Here is an 18,642-nt window from a genome sequence, read left to right as displayed (position 1 = left end):
CAGCAATGGAAATTTTGACTGGCAACGAACTGATATCAGGCGGGACGGTTTATCTCGACGCAACAGGCACTTGGGTGGAAAACCTGCAGGCCGCGCGCGTCTTTTCCAAGGAAGAGACGGCAGAGCGCGACGCAGCCTTGGCCGCGACCAAGGCCGGCGGCCGGGTGATCAGCCTCGAGATCGAGGAAGTGACGCAATCTCAAGGGGTTATCACCCCCAAGCGCCTGCGCGAACGCATTCGTGCCGAGGGCCCAACGGCGCCTTTGACCATCAACGGCGAGATCTACGACCGCCAGCATCTGGGTGAGGACGGTCATGTATCGATATGACGAATTCGATGCGGCCTTCGTTGCTGGCCGCACCGCGCAGTTTTCCGATCAGGTAAGACGCCGGCTGTCGGGCGAATTGACTGAAGATCAATTCCGCCCGCTTCGCCTGATGAACGGGCTCTATTTGCAGCTGCATGCCTACATGCTGCGCATTGCTGTGCCCTACGGCACTTTGTCTTCCAAGCAGATGCGGATGTTTGCCCATATCGCACGCACCTACGACCGCGGCTACGGCCACTTCACCACCCGGCAGAACATCCAGTTCAACTGGCCCAAGCTCAAGGATATTCCCGTTATCCTGGAAGAGCTTGCCTCGGTCGAGATGCATGCCATCCAGACCTCGGGCAACTGCATTCGCAACGTCACGGCCGATCATTTCGCCGGCGCCGCCGCCGACGAAATCATCGACCCGCGACCGATTGCTGAAATCCTGCGCCAGTGGTCGAGCCTGCATCCCGAATTCAGCTACCTGCCACGCAAGTTCAAGATTGCCGTTACTGGCGCTCCAAACGATCGCGCCGCCATCCGCTTCCACGATATCGGCCTGCAGGCAGCGACCAATGCGGCCGGCGAGATCGGCTGGGAAGTCTGGGTTGGCGGTGGCCTGGGCCGGACGCCGATGATCGGCAAGCTGATCAACAGCTTCGTGCCGAACGAGCACCTGCTGGCTTACCTCGAATCCATCATGCGCGTTTACAACCGCTATGGCCGTCGCGACAACAAGTACAAGGCGCGCATCAAGATTCTGGTGCACGAAGAAGGGCTTGAGACCATCAAGGGCCAGGTCGAGGCAGAGTTCGCCGAGGTTCGTGGCGGCGTGTTGACGCTGCCGTCCGAGGAAGTTGACCGCATCACCGCCTATTTCGCGCCGCCTGAATTCAAGAAGCAGTCGGCGGCCAAGATCGATGTTGCCTACGAGTCGATCATCGATCCCGCCTATGGCCGCTGGCTCGACCACAATATCAATTCGCACCGCGAGCCGGGCTATGCCTCGGTCACGGTGTCGCTGAAGCCCGTTGGCGGCGCTCCGGGCGATGCCACAGACAAGCAGATGGACGATATCGCTGATATCGCCGAGCGCTATGGCTTTGACGAGTTGCGCGTGACGCATGAGCAGAACATCGTGCTGCCGCATGTCGCCATCAGCGATCTCCGCAATGTCTACGATGCGCTGGTGGCAACCGGTTTTGCCGATGGCAATACCGGGCTGATCACCGACATGATCTGCTGCCCAGGCCTCGATTTCTGCGCCCTGGCCAACGCGCGCTCGATCCCGATCGCGCAGGAAATCAGCCGCAAGTTTGCTGAGCCTCAGCGGCAGGCGGATATCGGTGATCTCAAGATCAAGATTTCCGGCTGCATCAATGCCTGCGGCCACCATCACGTCGGCCATATCGGCATTCTCGGCGTCGAGAAGAAGGGCGGCGAACTGTATCAGATCACGCTGGGCGGCGACGCCACCGAGCAGGCTTCGGTGGGCAAGATCATCGGCCCCGGCTTCGAGGCCGATGCCGTGCCTGGAGCCATCGAGACACTGGTCGACACCTATATCGCCAGGCGTACCAGCGCCGACGAAACCTTCATTCAAGCCTATCGGCGCCTCGGGGAAGCGCCGTTCAAGGAGGCCCTCTATGGCGCTGCCTAAACTCGCCCCTCAGCCGGTTGCCAACGACAAGCTGCGTGCCCTTGGCATCCTGGCGCTCAATGGCATGTTCGACGAAATGGACGCGCTCAGCGTGCTCCGTTACGCCGTCAGCGACGTGCTGCCGGGTGATCTGGCGATTGTCTCGTCCTTTGGCGCCGACTCTGCTGTGTTGCTGCATCTGGTGGCGCAGGTCGATCCGTCGATGCCGGTCTATTTCCTTGAAACCGGCAAGCACTTTCCAGAGACGCTGGATTATGTCGAGACGCTGAAGAAGACGCTCGGTCTGATCAACGTTCACGCCATTCACCCGCTTGCGGACGACGTGAAACGCTTCGATCCGAATGGCGACCTGTGGGAAACCGACCCGGACTCCTGCTGCCACATCCGCAAGACCGAGCCGCTGGAGCCGATCACGGAGCAGTATGGTGGCTGGGTCACCGGTCGCAAGCGCTACCAGACCAAGGAACGCGGTGTGCTGCCGCATTTCGAGCTGACTAGCGACGACCGCATCAAGGTCAATCCGCTGGCCTATTTCTCCGATGCCGATGTCATTGAATACCGTCAGAAGCACAACTTGCCCGAGCACCCGCTCTATGCCAAAGGCTACAAGTCCATTGGCTGCGCGCCCTGCACCTCGGCGGTCGCCGAAGGCGAGGATGCGCGGGCCGGACGGTGGCGCGGACTCAACAAGAAAGAGTGCGGCATCCATTTCGACTTCAACGGAGCGATCGCCTCGCCAATGACCGCCGCAAACCGACACACGCTGTGGAAAGACGGCGCCTTCATCGCCGACCCATTCCACGAATGGGCCGAGGGCGATGACGCTGTCAGCGCCAGCTACAAGCATGTGCCGCTGCCGGTGTTCCTGGCCAATCGCGACACGTTCCTCGCCAACCCCCATCCGCTGGGGCTGCTGGTGGTGCCGGGCGACAGGATCGAGGACGTCGAGGCTGACCTTGGTCGTTTTGCCTCGATCGCCATCAAGTTCCCGGCCTTTTCGGACGGTCGGGGCTATTCGACGGCGCGTCTGCTGGCCGAGCGCTACAAATACTCGGGCGAAATCAGGGCTGTAGGCGATGTTCTGCAGGATCAGATTCCGCATATGCGTCGTTGCGGCTTCAATGCCCTGGTGGTGACGCACGAGCCCAGCCGCGAGGCGCTGATTGAAAACCGGTTGCCCGAAGTCGCGCTTTTCTACCAGCCCGTGGGTGTTACCGAAGTGCCAGTCGGCACGCGCCCCTTCCTTCGTCGCGTTTCCTAGGTTAAGTGGATCGCAATACTCATATTAACCCGGACCGCTGACGGCCGGGTGAGAACGGACTTTGAGACGAAATGAGCACTGAAATCACCACCGATGTCGTCGTTGTCGGCGCAGGCCCCTGCGGGCTCTTTGCGGCCTTCGAACTCGGGCTGCTCGATCTCAAATGCCACTTCATCGACATTCTGGATCGTCCGGGCGGGCAATGCGCCGAGCTCTATCCGGAAAAGCCGATCTACGACATTCCGGGCTTCCCTGTCGTCACCGGCCAGCAGCTGACCGACAATCTGATGGCGCAGATCGCGCCGTTCGCGCCGGAATTCCATTTCAATCGCATGATCAACACGATCGAGAAGCAGGAAGACGGCTCGTTCAAGGTAGCGACCGATGCCGACGAGGTCTTCCACGCCAAGGTGGTGGTGATCGCGGCAGGCGGTGGTTCGTTCCAGCCCAAGCGCCCGCCGGTTGAAGGCATCGAGCAATACGAGAACAAGTCGGTCTTTTATGCCGTCCGCAAGATGGACGATTTCCGCGACCAGGACGTGGTTATCGTCGGCGGCGGTGACTCGGCCCTTGACTGGACGCTTAACCTGCAGCCGATCGTACGGTCGCTGACGCTGGTGCACCGCCGCGACGCCTTCAAGGCGGCCCCGGCTTCGGTCAACAAGATGAAAGAGCTGGTGATGGAGGGCAAGATCAACTTCCTGCTCGGCCAGATCGGTAAGCTCGACGGCGAGAACGGACAGATTGACCATGTGCACCTGACCACCGATGCCGGCGACTTGTCCCTGCCGGCAACGCGCCTGCTGCCGTTCTTTGGCCTCACCATGAAGCTCGGTCCGGTGGCCGATTGGGGCCTTGAGCTCAACGACAACACCATTGTGGTCGATACCGAGAAGTTCCAGACCTCGGTACCGGGCATCTTCGCTATCGGCGATATCAACTGGTATCCGGGCAAGCTCAAGCTGATCCTTTCCGGTTTCCACGAGGCTGCCCTGATGGCCCAGGCAGCCAAGGCGATCGTGTCGCCAGGCGAGCGCGTGGTGTTCCAGTACACGACCAGTTCGACCAAGCTGCAGAAGAAGCTTGGCGTCGCTTAAGCTCTAGGCCGAAAGCACGAGAGCCTTTCCCTTGCGGGAAGGGCCCGCCGGGGGTATGGACGCCCCGTTGTTGAGGACACGCCCATGATCATCCGCGTTACAGACCAGGCTGGCGAGAAGCACGAGCTCGAAGGGCTCGATGGCTGGCGCGTGATGGAGGTCATTCGCGACTGGGGCCTTAACATCAAAGCCGAGTGCGGTGGCGCGCTGAGCTGCGCCACTTGCCATGTCTATGTCGACAAGGACTGGCTTGATGTCGTTGGCGCGCCCAGCGACGAGGAAGAGGACATGCTCGACAGCGTCGGCGACGTGAAGTCGAATTCGCGACTGAGCTGCCAGATCCTGTGCAGCGATGCGCTCGATGGCCTGACGCTCACGCTGGCGCCCAGCGCCGCCAAGGACTGAGCCGGTTACCTTTTGGTGCGTTCTGGTTTCCATCGGTAACTCGCACTACATTAATAACCCTCGGTGTCAGTGGCTATGATGAGGTTTCCGATGACGATCGGCGATAATTCCATTTCCCACGATTGCCGCCCGGTTAGCGAGATTTTGAACCAGATCGGCGGCAAGTGGGCCGTACTGATCATCAACCTCCTCAGCGATGGCCCGATGCGGTTCTCTGCCATCCGGCGCATGATCGGCGGGATCAGTCAGAAGGTACTGACCGCGACCCTGCGCGAGCTCGAGATGGATGGTTTCGTGACACGGACCGTGACGCCCTCCATTCCGCCGCGTGTTGATTATGAACTGACCGAACTGGGCCGCGACTTGCAACGACCACTCAAGCTGCTCGGCGCCTGGGCGGTGGACAATCGGCCCAAGGTGCTGGAGGCGCGGGCACGCTATTTTGCCGAGCATCCAGATGCCATGCCGCAGCGCAAAGGCCGCATTGCGCCGCCACAACACCTGATCGCCGCCGAATAGCTATTTCGGATCGGCGGCGAGCTTGGTCAGTTCGGGGATGAAGTCGCGGACCATGGGCTGCTTCTGGGTCTCGAAGGGCAGGGGGCGGACGACGCGCATGGCGGCGATGCCGACGCGGACGGTCATCAGGCCATTGACGACCCCCTCGCCCAGGCGGGCCGAGAGTTTGGCGGCGATGCCCTGTCCGACCAGTTGCTCGACGATGCCGTCGGTGAGGACTAGGCCACCGGTGACGGCAAGATGGGCCAGTATGGCCCCAGCCAGCCGCCAGAAGCCGAAGAAGCCCGGGCGGGCTCCGTAGAGCGCGGCAATGGCCCCCGCCAGGCGAATGCTCTCGTAGATGACGAAGGCGATGTCGACCAGGGCGCGGGGCGAGACGGCGGTGACCAGTGCGACCCGGCGTGCGGAAGCGGCCGTTAGTGCCTTGGCGCGAGCATCGAGCGGCGCCATCAGATTGCGCTCGGCGACGGCGACGATTTCGTGGCCATCGAACAAGTGCGGCAGGTGGTCGGCGACCGATTGACGGGCTCGGGCGAGGTCTGGGCGGGTGCTGTAGATGCCCTCCAGAGCACTGACGACCGATTTGGCCTTATGCTGGTCGTTGTCTGCCGTTGCCACAGCTGCGTCGCGACGCAGGGCGTCGAGGACGCGCAGGCGGCGCAGGGCGAAGATTTCGCGTGTGGCCAAGGCTAGCACAGCCAGGAGGAAGAGGCCGAGAACGCCGAGGCCAAGCCAGCCCAGCCATTCGTTGGCGGCGAAGAGATCACGGATCAGTCGGTCGGCGGCGAGGCCGAGTCCCGCGGAGATAAGGATCCCGCCGGTGGTCCAGGCCAGGCGACCGACCCAGCCCATGCGCCTTGGTTGTGGAGCGATCAGCGTCTCATCAGGTGCTGAGTCAAACTCGGCTTCGGCGATCGCCACCTTTGCCGGGGCAAAGGCGCGCGGGGCGCGGAAGGGCTCGATGTCATCGGCTTGCGGTGCGGTCGGGCGGGCGACGGGGCGTTTCATTTCAGCCAGTCTCCCACCAGGAAATCGAGGGCACGGTCGAAGCGGATATGGGGGAGCACCACGTCGCCATTGGCATTGCGATCAAGTTTTTGCGGTGGGGTGAAGCGCAGGAAGCTCAGCGCCACGGGGGAGCCGTCTTCGAATAATGAATCCGGCCGTTCCGGTAAGTCACCGGGAAACAAGGCGATTTCGGTCTTGCCGTCGTAGCTGGTGCCGTCGAGCATCTCGCCGGCCATGGGTGTGCCGATGATGGTGGGCAGTGTCTCGCCATTCTCGACGATCGTCCCCTCGCGTGTCGCGCGAATGCCGGCCAGCGCGATGGACTTCGTCTCGGCACCGGCAAAGCGGGCGCGCTTGCTGGCATTTGAGACGAGGCGATTGAGGATCGATTCCAGCCGGTCATGGCTGGTGTGGTGAACGTGGTCGGCCTTGGTGGCTGCGAACAGGATGCGGTCGATCTTGCGGACGAAGGGGCGGAGCAGGGGATTGGTCTCGCCCTGACGGAAACAGGCGAGCACCGATGTCAGCGCGGTTTCGAGATCGGCGACGGCGGTGGGACCGGCATTGAGCGCACGCAAGGTATCGACCAGCACGATCTGGCGGTCCAGTCGGGCGAAGTGGTCGCGGAAGAATGGGCGCACAACGCGGTCCTTGTAGGCCTCGTAGCGATGTTCCAGCATGGCGTGAAGCGCCGTGTCGCGGACGGCCTGGGTTGCTGGCGGTAGCGGTGCGAAGGTCAGCGCCGGCGAGCCTTCGAGGTCGCCCGGCAGCAGGAACCGCCCCGGTGGCAGAGTCGAGAGCGCGCCATGCTCGCGGCTGCGGCGCAGATAGTCGGTGAAAGCGGCAGCCAGTCGTTCTGCGTCGGGATCGTTGGCCTCCTTGAGCGGGTCGATGCTGTCGAGCAGCTTGAGGAACGGCGCGGCTTCCTTGCCGGATCCGGGGCGCAGGGCCCGTTCCAATGCGTCGGCGCTCCATTCGGCAAAGCTCATGCCGAGCAAGGGCAGATCGAGCAGCCATTCGCCCGGATAATCGACGATATCGAGATTGAGCGTGGATGGACCGGCAAAGCCCGAGTACCAATTGCTCGACTGGAACTTCAGCACGACGCGAAGCTGCGAAATGCGACGTGTGCTTTCCGGCCAAACTGTCTGCTTGCCGGTCAGGGCCTCCAGATGTTGCTCGTAGGCAAAGCGCGGGATGGTTGCGTCGGGATATTCGGCTAGCCGCGCGCCAATGAAGCGCCCTTCGGCCAGCGGCGTGAAGCCGGGCAGGCGGCCGCCGGTCAGCAGGTTGTGCACCAGGGCGGTGATGAAAATGGTCTTGCCGGCTCGGCTCAGGCCGGTGACGCCCAGCCGCAGGGTCGGCGTAAAGGCGCCAGTGGCGGCATCGGCGAGGTTGGAGAGGGCTATGCCCAATTCGTCGACGATGGTCGTGGGGTTCTGGGGCAAGGACAGGTCTCTCGATCAACCAGCAAGATAGGGATTTGCCATCGCGGTTCAAGCATTTGCAGGAACAGCGAGTTTTGAACGCCGGCTTGACCGTTCCTTCACATGTTTTGACCTAGCGTTTTTTTATGTCCGAAGCTGCCACCAATTTCAGTTCGCTCGACGAACAGCTCGACCTGCCGCGCAATAGCCCGGTCGGCGATGCTCTGCAACTCGCCGTTGCCGAACTGCTGGTGCATCAGGGCAACCTGTCGCTCGTCGACCTGGCGGCCGCTACCCGTGCCAGCACGGAATGGGGGCATGAGCTGTCCCATGTGCTGATCGCACAGGGCTATGTGCGGCGCATGCAGTATTACAAGGCGCTGGCGGCGATTCAGGGTTTGCCCTTCGTCAATCTGCGCGAGCAGCCCAGCGACCCCGCGCTGATCGATCCGCATGACCGCGTCGATTATACCGCTATGAACCTGACGCCGTGGCGGATCGAGGATGGCAAAGTCCTCATCGCGGTCACTGGTCTGTCGGAGGAGAACAGCCGCTGGGCCGAGGCGCGCTTCGGCGCGGCGCATGGCTTCGTCATCACCTCGCCCTACGATATCCTGTGGCAGACGCAGGCCATGTTCCGCGAACGCGACAGCCACACGGCGCGTGAAGGCCTATATGAATGGAAGCCCGAGCATTCGGCCAAGTTCACGGTCACCAAGTCTCAGAAAACCACGATCCTGGTGTGCCTCGCGGTCGTCGTGCTGGCGCTGATCGCTGCGCCGATGCCAACTCTGGTTGTGCTGATGTCAGCGGCGACGGCGCTCTACACCCTCACCTTTGCCTTCAAGTTTCTGCTGACCTGGGTGGGTTCAAGCCGGCGCGCCGATATGGTGATTTCGGACGAAGCGGTGGCCAGTCTCGTCGATCGAGATCTGCCGGTCTATACGGTGCTGGTGCCGATGTATCGCGAGGCGCGCGTGCTGCCGCTGCTCGCCAAGGCGCTGCGGGGGCTGGATTACCCGGCGTCCAAGGTCGAAGTGAAGCTGGTGCTCGAAGAGAATGACGACGAGACCATCGACGCTGCCAAGGCGCTCAACCTGCCGGGCAATTTCGAGATCATCCGCGTTCCCGAAAGCCAGCCCAAGACCAAGCCGAAGGCTTGTAACTATGCGCTGCAGTTCTGCCGCGGCGAGTTTCTGACCATCTACGATGCCGAGGATCAGCCAGAGGCCGACCAGCTCAAGAAGGCGGTGCTGGCCTTCCGGACGGCCGAGCCGAGCCTGGCCTGCGTCCAGGGGCGCCTAAACTACTTCAATCGCGGCGAGAACTGGCTGACGGCCATGTTCACGCTGGAATATTCGCAGTGGTTCGACTTCATGCTGCCCGGGCTCGACCGGCTGAAGGTGCCGATCCCGCTGGGCGGCACGTCCAACCACTTCAAGCTATCGGCCCTGCGCCACGTCAACGGCTGGGACCCCTACAACGTCACCGAGGACGCCGACTTGGGCGTAAGGCTGGCGCAGGAAGGCTATACGGTCGGCGTCATCAACTCGACGACCTATGAAGAAGCCAATGGCGTGCTGCCAAGCTGGATCAAGCAGCGCAGCCGCTGGATCAAGGGCTATATGCAGACGTGGCTGGTGCATATGCGCCACCCCGTCCAGCTCTACAAATCCATTGGCCCGGTGGGCTTTTTCGCGTTCCACTTCTTCATCGGCGCGCCGGCTTTCACCGTGCTGCTCAACCCCATCCTGTGGGCCATCACGCTGCTGATGTTCGTGACCCAGACGACGCCCTTCGGTTGGCTGTTTCCCGAGCCGTTCGGCACGATGGCGGTGTTCAACCTCGTGGTTGGCAACCTCTTCCTGATCTATTTCGGCGTCGTTGCGGCGCTGAAGCGGCGCTATTTCGACCTCGTGCTCGTCGGGCTGACTCTGCCCTTCTACTGGGTGCTGCATTCGATCGCCGGCTACAAAGCGCTCAAGCAGCTCATCAGCAATCCCCACTACTGGGAAAAGACCGAGCACGGTACGTCGGCGATCACCCAGGCCAACCTGGCGGCCGCCAAGGCGGAGAGCGAGAAAGCCGCATGAGATCGCTGCCCGTCCTCCCGCAAGCGAAACGCGACTGGGCCGTCCCTGCGGGGCTGTTGGTTGCGATTTTTCTGCTCGTCGTCGGGGGCAATCTGGCTGGCAATGGCGTGCCTACGCATAGGGTGCCGATTGGTGACGCACTGCCGGGCTGGGAGGATGGCAGCCTTTTCAGCGTTCTCGCAGTCTGGATAGCCAGCTGGCTTGGCTTTGTTGGCACCGACACGGCGCTTGTGCTGGTTTATGTGCTGCTGGCGAGCATCAGTGCTTTGCTTTCGTACCGCTTTCTGCGGGTCAGCGATTGGCCCGCCATGCAAGCGCTGTTTGCCGTGGCGCTCATCGTCTCGCATGGCGTCCTGCTCTACGCTGTGACTACAGCCAGCCCGGAATTCCTCATTATCCTGGCTATCGGCGCGCTGATCCCGGCACAACGCCGGCTTGAGGCGGTTGGCGATGTGCAGGCGATCATCAATTACGGGCTGACGCTGCCGCTGCTGCTGATGGCGGGGCCGTCGGTTGCCGCGCTCATCCTGCTGCTGGTGCTTGCCGTGCCGTTCCGCGAGCCAGAGGCCCGGCAGAAGCCGCAAGTGTTCGCTGCGATGCTGCTGGTCGCGGTCGTGCCGGCGCTGATCATCATTGCCGGCGTGCTGGCGATGGCCGGACGGGCCGGAATCGGCATCGACGTTCTGGCTGGCCCGTTCATCGCGGCTTTTCAGCCCAGCGGCCGCTCGTTGCTGCCGATGCTGATGCTGCTGGCAGCCACCGCCCCGGTGGCGCTGATCCTGCTGGCCCATGCCGTCGTGCCCGATCGGCGGCGCAAACTGCTGACCACGCTGATTGCGCTCGCATTGCCGCTCTACCTGGCAGTGGGCAATAGCCAGTTCGACTGGCAGTTGGCGGCCTGGACGCCAGCGGCCGTGATGATGGCGACCGTCGTCGGATGGCTTTGCACGACCCGCCTGCGGCCGTGGATGCGATGGTTGACGCTCGGCCTGCTGCTGGCGAGTTCGGCCGCCAGCTGGCTGCTGAGCCCGCTCTGGGCAGATCCGGCATGGCTGGACGGGCTGATGCCCATCCAGCTCTATGGCATGCAGGTTGCGCTGCCCGGCATCGGCTGATCAGCGACCGATTTCGGACTGGTCGTAAGGCGTCGTCTGGTAAATCTCGTTGATCCAGTTCTGGAACAAGAGATGCGCATGGCTGCGCCAACGGTTCTCCGGCGTCACGGATGTGTCGCCATTGGGGAACAGGTTGGCCGGGGGCGGCGTGCCCTTGCCCGCAGCGACGTCCCGCTCATACTCGTCGGCCAGCGAGCGGTTGTCATATTCCAGGTGGTTGAGGAAATGCACCGCGCGGTGCTTTGCGTCGCCGAGCATGGAGACGCCGATCTCCTGGTTGTCGATCAGGATTTCGAGGTCGGGACCAAGCGTGCTGCGGTCGATGTCGTTGTAGCGCGACACCGGGATCATCGGGCTGTCCGAAAAGCCGCGCAGATAGGGCGAGCGTGGGTTGATGACCTGGTGACGGAACACGCCGAAGGCCTTTTGCGGCATGCGATAGCGCTGCGCGCCATGGAAATGGTGCAAAGCAGCCTGGGCGCCCCAGCAGATGAACATGGTGTGGTGCGCATTGGTCTGCGTCCAATCCATGATCTCGAGCATTTCAGGCCAGTAGCGCACCTCCTCGAACGGGATGTGGGCAATCGGCGCGCCGGTGATGATAAAGCCATCGAACTTGCGCTCGCGGACCTCTTCCCAGGTGCGGTAAAACGTCTTGAGATAATCTTCGGACGTGTTCTTCGAGATGTGGTCGGACACGCGCACCAGCGTCAGTTCAACCTGCAGCGGCGTCGAGCCGATCAGGCGGGTGAACTGGGTCTCCGTACGCTCCTTGTTGGGCATCAGGTTCAGCAGGCCGATGTCGAGCGGGCGGATGTCCTGCCGGGCGGCGCGGGTGGAATCCATCACATAGACGCCCTCGTCCTCGAGGGTCTTGCGGGCAGGCAGGTCGTCGGGAATTCGAATAGGCATATCAGCCTCTTGGCGGAGAATGATCGGAAAGCGATTCAGGCATGGCGCGTCTCCCCATGGAGAACGCGCTACCGCATTCGCTTGTCGATCGCCGCCGCCATCAGGTCGACGAATTCATCGCCATCGCGCACCATGGCCAGGTCAGACGCTTCCACGACATAGCCGAAATTGTCGGCCAGCGCCTGGTAGCGCGGCAGGCGGTCATGCAGCAACGCCTCAAAGCTCCAGAGGCCAAAGCCCTTAGGATCGACGTCGTCGTCGGCCACGATGCCCTGGATAAGCTTGTACTCGGCCCATTTTTCGACGAGGAATTCTGGCCTGTAGTACAGCGGCTTGGGGCTCTGCTTGAAGCGGCGCACCAACTCGGCGGCATCCTTGCCGGTGCCGCGTATGTAGAGCAGGGCGGTCGCGCCGGTCAGCGTCTGGACCACCGGGTCATTAGCATTGGTGGGGTCGATGACCTCGATCAGCGAACCGCCGGTATCGGCGATGAAATCGCCATAGCCGTAAAGCGTGTTGGCGCGCTCGATGAAATAGGGCACGTCTTTGAGCGCCTCGATTTCCGCGACACGATGCTGCTCCTGCCGGCGCTGGTATTCCGCCAGCGGCAGGCCACCCTGATCCGGGTTGCCGGGCGTGCCGAGATAGGTCGAGAGCGGGTCGAGATTGCCGAAGCTGATATTGGACGAAAGATAGATCGAGTCAGAGCGTAGCAATTCGGCGAGGAACGGCACCTTCATGGCCTCGCGCTTGAAGTTGTCGACGATGAACTCGCCCATGTAGCGCGTGCCGATGCGGTAATCGGCCGAATAGTGGAACCAGTTCGAAGCGCGCAGCATGGCGGAAAGCCGCGTCTTGCCGACGCCGGCCATGCCAAAAACCGTCACGGCGCGGCGTGGGGCCTTGATGAACTCATCGACGGTCTTGAACAGCATAAAACGCCCCGAACTTCAGGCCTTTCCCATTAATGCAACCGTCCCAGCTTCACAAGCAGGCGGCAATTTCTGCCGCGTGCTCGGACTCAATTGCCGGGACAGGAGCGGCCGCACCCGCGCAATTGCCAAAAAACTCAACACATTCAACGCACAAGCGTGTTGGCACCGCACTTGCATTACTCCTCCCGAACGCGTCCGAAGACGCAAACAGGGTATACGGAGTTTCTCATGGGCATTTATGGCGCTCTTTCCAGTGCGGTGACCGGCCTTCGGGCCCAGGCGCATGCCCTGGAAAACATTTCTGGCAATATCGCAAACTCGCAAACCACGGGCTACAAGCGCATCGAGACCGACTTCCTCGATCTGATCCCCGATGCGCCGCTGAAGCGCCAGGTGCCGGGTGCCGTGCTGGCTCAGTCGCGCGGTACCAACGAAGTGCAGGGCGACATTAAGACGGTTTCGAACGAGACTTTCATCGCGCTCAATTCGAGTGGCTTCTTTGTCGTTGAGCCCAAGATCGGCCAGTCGGACGGCAATTCGGTCTTTGCCGGTACGAATTTCTATACCCGCCGCGGCGATTTCGAGATCGACAAGGACGGTATGCTGGTCAATGGCGCTGGCTACTATCTCAAGGGCCTGCCCATCGATACGTCGACCGGCAACATTTCGGGTTCCGTTCCGGAAGTGATCGAGCTGTCGAACGCATTCCTGCCGGCCCAGCAGACCAACCGCATCAACTACCAGGCCAACCTGCCGCAGCTGCCCAAGACGACGGCCTACAACGCTACCGTCTATAACAGCGAGCTGATCGAGTCAGCGGACTATACCGGCTATTCCGGGGCGTCGACGTCCGCGGTCATGACGGGCGGTGCGCTGACCGGAACCGACGCCGCTGCCACGGTCTTCACGGTTGGCAGCACGGTGACGCTGGACGTCAACGGCACCACGACGACCTTCGAATTCACCAACGGTGGTACCGTAGCGACCGGCAACCAGGCCATCGACATAACCACGGCGCCGGCGACGGTCGCCAGTGTGCTGGCCACCATGCAGACGTCCCTGCGCACCAATGGTGGCCCGGCGGCAGCCGACGCTGTCATCGACATCAATGCCGGCAGCCTGCGCATCAACCTGGGTACTGACTATCACGCAAGCTTCTCGGTGACGGGTGGTACCGCCGCACAATTGACGGCCCTCGGTCTTACCAATCCAAGCACCGCGACCGCCCCAACCCGTCCTGATATCACCACGATCGCTGCCAGCGACGATACCCTCTTCAAGTCCAACTCTGTCGCCGGCGGCGCCATCACCGTCTATGCGCAGAACGGCGCTCCGGCCAACGTGCAGATGCGTTGGGCCAAGGTCGATAGCGCTGCCTCTGGTGGTGCCGATACCTGGAACCTGTTCTACATGTCCGACAGTGCCGCGACCGGCGGTGCGCCGATGTGGACCAATACGGGGCAGACCTACACGTTTGGCGCAAACGGTTCGCTTGTGGCCCCCGGCGTGTCGACGACCACCATCACCGACCTCACCATCAACGGCGTCAATATCGGCGATATCGAGCTCAAGCACGATACCAACGGTGTCTCCCAGTTCGCCGACGTGAACGGCACGGTGAACGTCTCCACGCTCAACCAGAACGGCTATGGCGCCGGTGAATTCGTGTCGGTGGCGATCAACGATAGCGGCCGCGTGGTGGCCACCTACTCCAATGGCGAGCGTATCGACATGGCGCAGGTGGTGACGGCGGAATTCAACGCCATCAACCAGCTCAAGCGCCTCGACGGCGGTGTGTTCGCGACGACCTCGGAGTCGGGCGAAGCCATCCTCGATCTGTCGGGTTCGGGCATCATCGGCGGTTCGCTCGAAGCATCCAACACGGACATCTCAGACGAGTTCACCAAGCTGATCGTCACGCAGCAGGCCTATGCGGCCGGCACGCGCATCGTCAGCACAGCTGACGAGATGCTGCAGGAAGCTCTGAACATGATCCGCTGAGGCGGAGCCTCTGAGTAATGGTCCGGGGCCTGGTGCTCCGGACTTGATCGCCCAGTGAGGAGTCCCAAGAAATGGGTCTGACGACGTCACTCACCAACGCTGTTTCCGGCCTGCGCACCAACCAGGACGCGCTGGATATTGTTAGCCGCAATATCGCGAACTCGGGTACGCCGGGCTATCACAAGCAGTCGCTGAACGTCGTCGACTACAACACGCAGTCCAGCAGCTATGCCAAGACTGCCGGCGCCAACCGCGCCTTCAACCAGAGTCTGCAGAGCTACTACACGCGCCAGGTCGCCGACACGTCGAACTCCAGCATCCAGGCCAGCTACCTCGATCGCCTGCAGGGCTTCCTGGGCAAACCCGGCTCGGCCGGCTCGCTCGACACCATGTTCGGTCAGCTCGAAACAGCACTTCAGGGCATTGCTACCAGCCCGGACGATTATACCAGCCGCGCCAATGCCGTTGCGTCGGCGCAGAGCATGGTCGAGACGCTGAACCGGCTGTCCAGCACCATCCAGGGCATGCGGCAGGAAACCGAAGGCCAGATCGCTTCGGACGTCCACAACCTCAACGGCATGCTGAACTCGCTGGCCGAGGTCAACAACCGCATGCTCGACCTGGGCATGACAGACAGCGCCCGGGCCGTGCTGCAGGACCAGCGCGATCGCCTGGTCTCGTCGGTCGCCGAGATCATCGACGTGCGGGCCGACTATCGCGGCGACGGCACGGTGTCGCTGATGACCCGTTCCGGTGTGGGCCTGCTCGACAATGGTGTTTCCACCTTCTCGTTCGAAAGCGCCGGCAACCTGTCGCCCAATTCGGTGTTCGACCCCGATCCGACGCAGACCAAGGTCGGCAAGCTCACTCTGACGACACCATCCGGCCTGACGATCGATCTGGTGACTCAGGGCGTCATCCAGGGCGGCGAATTGGGTGGCCTGATCACCCTGCGCGACAAGACCCTGGTCGAGGCGCAGGATCAGCTCGACGAGATCGCCTCCAGCCTTGCCCAGGCTTTCTCGACCAACAAGACGCCGGGAACCGCAGTCACCTCCGGCGCTGCCACGGGCTTCGACATCGACCTGAGCAATCTCAAGTCGGGCAACGACGTTCTGCTCACCTACTCCGAAGGTGGCGTGGACAAGCGCGTGCGCGTCGTCAATTCGACCGACCCCGTCGACTACATCGACGCCACGGGACAGCGTGTTCTGGGCATCGACCTCTCGGGCAATTCGACCACGGCCGCCGCGGCGCTGAGCGCCAAGCTGCCCGGCCTCGCAATCACCAGCACGGGGCAGGGAAACCTGCGTGTCCTCGACGATGGCGCAACCGGTCAGACCGACGTCAAGACCGCCGTGGCGCGGCCGACATCGACAGGTCTCCAGGGCGCGGGCCTGGGCTTCAACCTGTTCGTCGATCAGGGCAATGCTGCCTTCACCAACAATCTCGACAGCGATCCGCCGCAGAAGCAGGGCTTTGCGGCGCGTATCTCGGTCAACCCGGCCATCGTCGCCAACAACCAACTGATGGTGCAGTACGAAGTTGGCGGCACGCTGGGTGATGCTGACCGCGCCAACTACATCATCGGTCAGCTTGCCGACATGGAGTTCACCTCCGGTGGAAACCCGGCGGCCAATGCCGGCAAGTTCCAGCTGACCGGCAACCTGAGCGAGCTGATTTCGCAGGTCGTGGGTTTTCAGGGCTCGACCATCAACGCTGCGCTCACCAAGGCGGACGATCGCGCCCTGACTCTCGATACCGTTGTCGACCAGATGGAGAGCGAGTACGGCGTCAATGTCGACGAAGAAATGGCGCGGCTGATGGAGTTGCAAAACGCCTATGCCGCCAATGCGCGCGTGGTTTCGGTGGTCAAGGAACTGCTCGATGCCCTGTTCGCGACGACGTGAGTGAGGAGTAACGCCAAATGATCGTCAACAAGTCGATGTTCCCGCTGCAGACCGGTTTCGGCGTCATCTCCAAGATGCAGGAGCGGTTCTCGGACCTGCAGATGCAGCTGGGCACGGGCATGAAGGCCTCGACGCTGGCCGATATGGGGCGCGACCTGCCCATGTCGCTCTCGGTGCGCTCGCGTCTCAACAAGATCGAGGGCTTTTCGGCCAATATCGATACCGTCAACCTGCGCCTGAGCTTTCTCGACAAGACCATGGCGCGCTTCGACAAGATCGAGGGCGAGGCTCGCAATTCGGCCGTGCAGGGCCAGTACGGGACCAACAACATCAATATGGCGACACTGCCTGATCTGTCCAAGGCACGCCTGGACGAGCTGGTGACGCTGCTCAATTCCGATGTGGCCGGCCGCTACCTGTTTGGCGGCTCCAATACGGACAGTGCTCCACTGCCCGACACGCAGGTGCTGCTCGACGGGCAGGCCGGCAAGGCGGGCTTCAAGGCGGTGGTGACCGAGCGCAAGTCGGCGGATGCCGGCATCGACGGCCGTGGCCGCCTGGCGTCCACCCATACAGTGGGTACGACGTCGGTGACGCTGGCCGAGGATGGCGTTCACCCGTTCGGCATGAAGGTGTCGACAATTTCCTCCACCAGCGGCGCCGTTACGGTCACGCAACCCACAGCAGGCACCTTGCCGCTGGGGGACGAGGTCGGGGTGACCTTTGCACCATCGCCGGCTGCCCAGATTTCGTCGGGCCACACCATCTCCATGGGATTTACGCTGCCCGACGGCACTGAAACGCAGATCACCATGCGTGCCGTGACCGCCGACGAGGCCAGCGGATCGATCAACGAATTCGTCATCGGCGCCGACGCCGAGGCGACAGCGGCCAGCTTCAAGGCGGCGCTGGACACCAAGCTGGTCGAAGTGGGCAGCCAGGAGCTTGCGGCCGCCTCGACCTTTGCCGCAGCGCAGAATTTCTTCAATGGCCCCGGCGAGCCGGTGTTGCGCGTGCAGGGCAATCCGGCCACGGCGACCTCGCTCCGCATTGCCGACGAGACCGATACGGTCATGTGGTACAACGGCCAGTCGCCGGCTGTGTCGGCCACGGGCCTTGGGCGCCTGGGGATAAGCACCGCCGGAGACACCGTCACGCTTGGCGAACGCTCGCCGAGCTCGGCCAGCCACGGCTTCCAGATCACCGGCGTTTCAGCCGACACCGCCAATATCGACACGACCTATACCGCCGCCGATCCGAGCAGCGTCAGCGTGGCCTTCACCGCCGTGCCTGCGGCTGGCGAAACAGTCGAAGTTACGCTCAGCGAGCCCAATGGCACCACCCGGACAGTGGCGCTCACCGCCGTGGTCGGCAAGGCTGGTCCGGGTCAGTTCACCATTGGCGCCGATGCCGATGCCACAGCGGCCAACTTTGCCAGCGGAATCAACGTCGTCCTGACCGAAGCCGCCATGGCTGCAGAGGGCAATCCGCGCCAGAGCGTGACGGCCCAGGTCGATGACGCGACGCGCGTGTCCTACGGCATGGAAGCCAATGAATCCGGTTTCCTGCGGCTGATGCGCACGATGGCGTCGATGTCGGTCGAGACCTATCCCGACAGCGATACCAGTTCCAAGGGACGCTTTGACGGCATGGCCATCCGCCAGCAATCCGAGCTGTCGGAGGCGCACAATTCCGAGCGCGGCTCGATCGAAATCCTGACGATGGAGCTCGGTGTCGCCCGCGGCACGCTCGACAACTCGACCAAGCGCCACACCGACTACAAGGCTCAGCTCGACAACCTGCTGAGCGACGTCGAAACGGTGAGCAAGGAAGATGTGGCCATGGAAATTCTGGCGCTACAGACGCGCCTGCAGGCCAGCTATCAGGTGACCTCGATGGTTAGCCAACTCAGCCTCGTCAACTTCATCTAGCGTACAGGACAAACAAAAACCCCCGCAGCATGCGGGGGTTTTTGTTTGTCCGTT

The 18,642-nt window shown here is 62.4% G+C and carries 15 protein-coding genes; 11 read left to right on the top strand and 4 right to left on the bottom strand.

Going from position 1 to position 18,642, the window contains the following annotated elements:
* The first annotated feature begins 5 nt into the window (after positions 1-5).
* The 6 genes from IM737_RS05240 (at position 6) to IM737_RS05215 (ending at position 5,256) form a co-directional block, all read left to right on the top strand.
* The gene (locus tag IM737_RS05240; protein ID WP_236898868.1) at positions 6-329 is read left to right on the top strand and encodes a DUF2849 domain-containing protein; all 324 of its coding nucleotides are present in this window, start codon (positions 6-8) and stop codon (positions 327-329) included.
* A complete protein-coding gene (locus tag IM737_RS05235) occupies positions 316-1,974 on the top strand; it encodes a nitrite/sulfite reductase (RefSeq protein WP_236898867.1) in 1,659 nt (552 codons plus the stop codon). The genes IM737_RS05240 and IM737_RS05235 overlap by 14 nt, the downstream gene beginning before the upstream one ends.
* Positions 1,961-3,235 (top strand): phosphoadenylyl-sulfate reductase, encoded by a 1,275-nt coding sequence (locus tag IM737_RS05230; RefSeq protein ID WP_236898866.1) that lies wholly within the window; start codon positions 1,961-1,963, stop codon positions 3,233-3,235. Before IM737_RS05235 ends, IM737_RS05230 begins: the two co-directional genes overlap by 14 nt.
* A 71-nt stretch (positions 3,236-3,306) precedes the next feature.
* Positions 3,307-4,332 (top strand): NAD(P)/FAD-dependent oxidoreductase, encoded by a 1,026-nt coding sequence (locus IM737_RS05225; RefSeq protein WP_236898865.1) that lies wholly within the window; start codon positions 3,307-3,309, stop codon positions 4,330-4,332.
* Between the two features lie 84 nt (positions 4,333-4,416).
* Positions 4,417-4,737, top strand: a complete 321-nt coding sequence (locus tag IM737_RS05220; protein ID WP_236898864.1) for a 2Fe-2S iron-sulfur cluster-binding protein — start codon at positions 4,417-4,419, stop codon at positions 4,735-4,737.
* 90 nt (positions 4,738-4,827) lie between these two features.
* Positions 4,828-5,256: a winged helix-turn-helix transcriptional regulator gene (locus tag IM737_RS05215; protein WP_236898863.1), complete on the top strand. Its 429-nt coding sequence runs from the start codon at positions 4,828-4,830 to the stop codon at positions 5,254-5,256.
* On the opposite strand, the gene IM737_RS05210 is transcribed toward IM737_RS05215, so the two are convergent.
* Both IM737_RS05210 and IM737_RS05205 read right to left on the bottom strand, forming a co-directional pair.
* Positions 5,257-6,264, bottom strand: a complete 1,008-nt coding sequence (locus tag IM737_RS05210) for a YcjF family protein (RefSeq protein WP_236898862.1) — start codon at positions 6,262-6,264, stop codon at positions 5,257-5,259.
* Entirely contained in the window at positions 6,261-7,712 is a 1,452-nt protein-coding gene (locus IM737_RS05205) for a YcjX family protein (protein WP_236898861.1), read from the bottom strand. Before IM737_RS05205 ends, IM737_RS05210 begins: the two co-directional genes overlap by 4 nt.
* A gap of 125 nt (positions 7,713-7,837) precedes the next feature.
* On the opposite strand from IM737_RS05205, the gene IM737_RS05200 reads away from it, so the two are divergent.
* Both IM737_RS05200 and IM737_RS05195 read left to right on the top strand, forming a co-directional pair.
* A complete protein-coding gene (locus IM737_RS05200; RefSeq protein WP_236898860.1) occupies positions 7,838-9,784 on the top strand; it encodes a glycosyltransferase family 2 protein in 1,947 nt (648 codons plus the stop codon).
* Entirely contained in the window at positions 9,781-10,899 is a 1,119-nt protein-coding gene (locus tag IM737_RS05195; protein ID WP_236898859.1) for a hypothetical protein, read from the top strand. Before IM737_RS05200 ends, IM737_RS05195 begins: the two co-directional genes overlap by 4 nt.
* Here IM737_RS05195 and IM737_RS05190 read toward each other — a convergent pair whose 3' ends face one another.
* Together IM737_RS05190 and IM737_RS05185 are read right to left on the bottom strand one after the other, a co-directional pair.
* Positions 10,900-11,811, bottom strand: coding sequence for a homoserine O-succinyltransferase (locus IM737_RS05190; protein ID WP_236898858.1), 912 nt, complete (start codon positions 11,809-11,811; stop codon positions 10,900-10,902).
* A gap of 68 nt (positions 11,812-11,879) precedes the next feature.
* Positions 11,880-12,746 carry an ATPase gene (locus IM737_RS05185; protein ID WP_236898857.1) on the bottom strand — a complete coding sequence of 289 codons (867 nt, stop codon included), beginning with the start codon at positions 12,744-12,746 and terminating at the stop codon, positions 11,880-11,882.
* A 228-nt stretch (positions 12,747-12,974) separates the two neighbouring features.
* Between IM737_RS05185 and IM737_RS05180 the strand changes: the two genes are divergently transcribed.
* The 3 genes from IM737_RS05180 (at position 12,975) to IM737_RS05170 (ending at position 18,588) form a co-directional block, all read left to right on the top strand.
* Positions 12,975-14,747: a flagellar hook-basal body complex protein gene (locus IM737_RS05180; protein ID WP_236898856.1), complete on the top strand. Its 1,773-nt coding sequence runs from the start codon at positions 12,975-12,977 to the stop codon at positions 14,745-14,747.
* Between the two features lie 71 nt (positions 14,748-14,818).
* Positions 14,819-16,657 carry a flagellar hook-associated protein FlgK gene (flgK, locus tag IM737_RS05175; RefSeq protein WP_236898855.1) on the top strand — a complete coding sequence of 613 codons (1,839 nt, stop codon included), beginning with the start codon at positions 14,819-14,821 and terminating at the stop codon, positions 16,655-16,657.
* A gap of 17 nt (positions 16,658-16,674) precedes the next feature.
* Complete coding sequence (locus IM737_RS05170; protein ID WP_236898854.1) at positions 16,675-18,588, top strand: hypothetical protein; 1,914 nt, start codon at positions 16,675-16,677, stop codon at positions 18,586-18,588.
* Positions 18,589-18,642 lie beyond the last annotated feature (54 nt).

It is taken from the genome of Devosia sp. SL43, from assembly GCF_021729885.1.
Classification (GTDB): domain Bacteria; phylum Pseudomonadota; class Alphaproteobacteria; order Rhizobiales; family Devosiaceae; genus Devosia.
Note: the sequence above shows the minus strand (reverse complement) of the source record. Positions and strands in the feature narration are given on the sequence as shown.

Excerpts from the sequence above, each read along its gene's own strand:
- IM737_RS05240 (WP_236898868.1), top strand. The coding sequence starts at position 6 with ATGGAAATTTTGACTGGCAACGAACTGATATCAGGCGGGACGGTTTAT.
- IM737_RS05235 (WP_236898867.1), top strand. The coding sequence starts at position 316 with ATGTATCGATATGACGAATTCGATGCGGCCTTCGTTGCTGGCCGCACC.
- IM737_RS05230 (WP_236898866.1), top strand. The coding sequence starts at position 1,961 with ATGGCGCTGCCTAAACTCGCCCCTCAGCCGGTTGCCAACGACAAGCTG.
- IM737_RS05225 (WP_236898865.1), top strand. The coding sequence starts at position 3,307 with ATGAGCACTGAAATCACCACCGATGTCGTCGTTGTCGGCGCAGGCCCC.
- IM737_RS05220 (WP_236898864.1), top strand. The coding sequence starts at position 4,417 with ATGATCATCCGCGTTACAGACCAGGCTGGCGAGAAGCACGAGCTCGAA.
- IM737_RS05215 (WP_236898863.1), top strand. The coding sequence starts at position 4,828 with ATGACGATCGGCGATAATTCCATTTCCCACGATTGCCGCCCGGTTAGC.
- IM737_RS05210 (WP_236898862.1), bottom strand. The coding sequence starts at position 6,264 with ATGAAACGCCCCGTCGCCCGCCCGACCGCACCGCAAGCCGATGACATC.
- IM737_RS05200 (WP_236898860.1), top strand. The coding sequence starts at position 7,838 with ATGTCCGAAGCTGCCACCAATTTCAGTTCGCTCGACGAACAGCTCGAC.
- IM737_RS05195 (WP_236898859.1), top strand. The coding sequence starts at position 9,781 with ATGAGATCGCTGCCCGTCCTCCCGCAAGCGAAACGCGACTGGGCCGTC.
- IM737_RS05190 (WP_236898858.1), bottom strand. The coding sequence starts at position 11,811 with ATGCCTATTCGAATTCCCGACGACCTGCCTGCCCGCAAGACCCTCGAG.
- IM737_RS05185 (WP_236898857.1), bottom strand. The coding sequence starts at position 12,746 with ATGCTGTTCAAGACCGTCGATGAGTTCATCAAGGCCCCACGCCGCGCC.
- IM737_RS05180 (WP_236898856.1), top strand. The coding sequence starts at position 12,975 with ATGGGCATTTATGGCGCTCTTTCCAGTGCGGTGACCGGCCTTCGGGCC.
- flgK (WP_236898855.1), top strand. The coding sequence starts at position 14,819 with ATGGGTCTGACGACGTCACTCACCAACGCTGTTTCCGGCCTGCGCACC.
- IM737_RS05170 (WP_236898854.1), top strand. The coding sequence starts at position 16,675 with ATGATCGTCAACAAGTCGATGTTCCCGCTGCAGACCGGTTTCGGCGTC.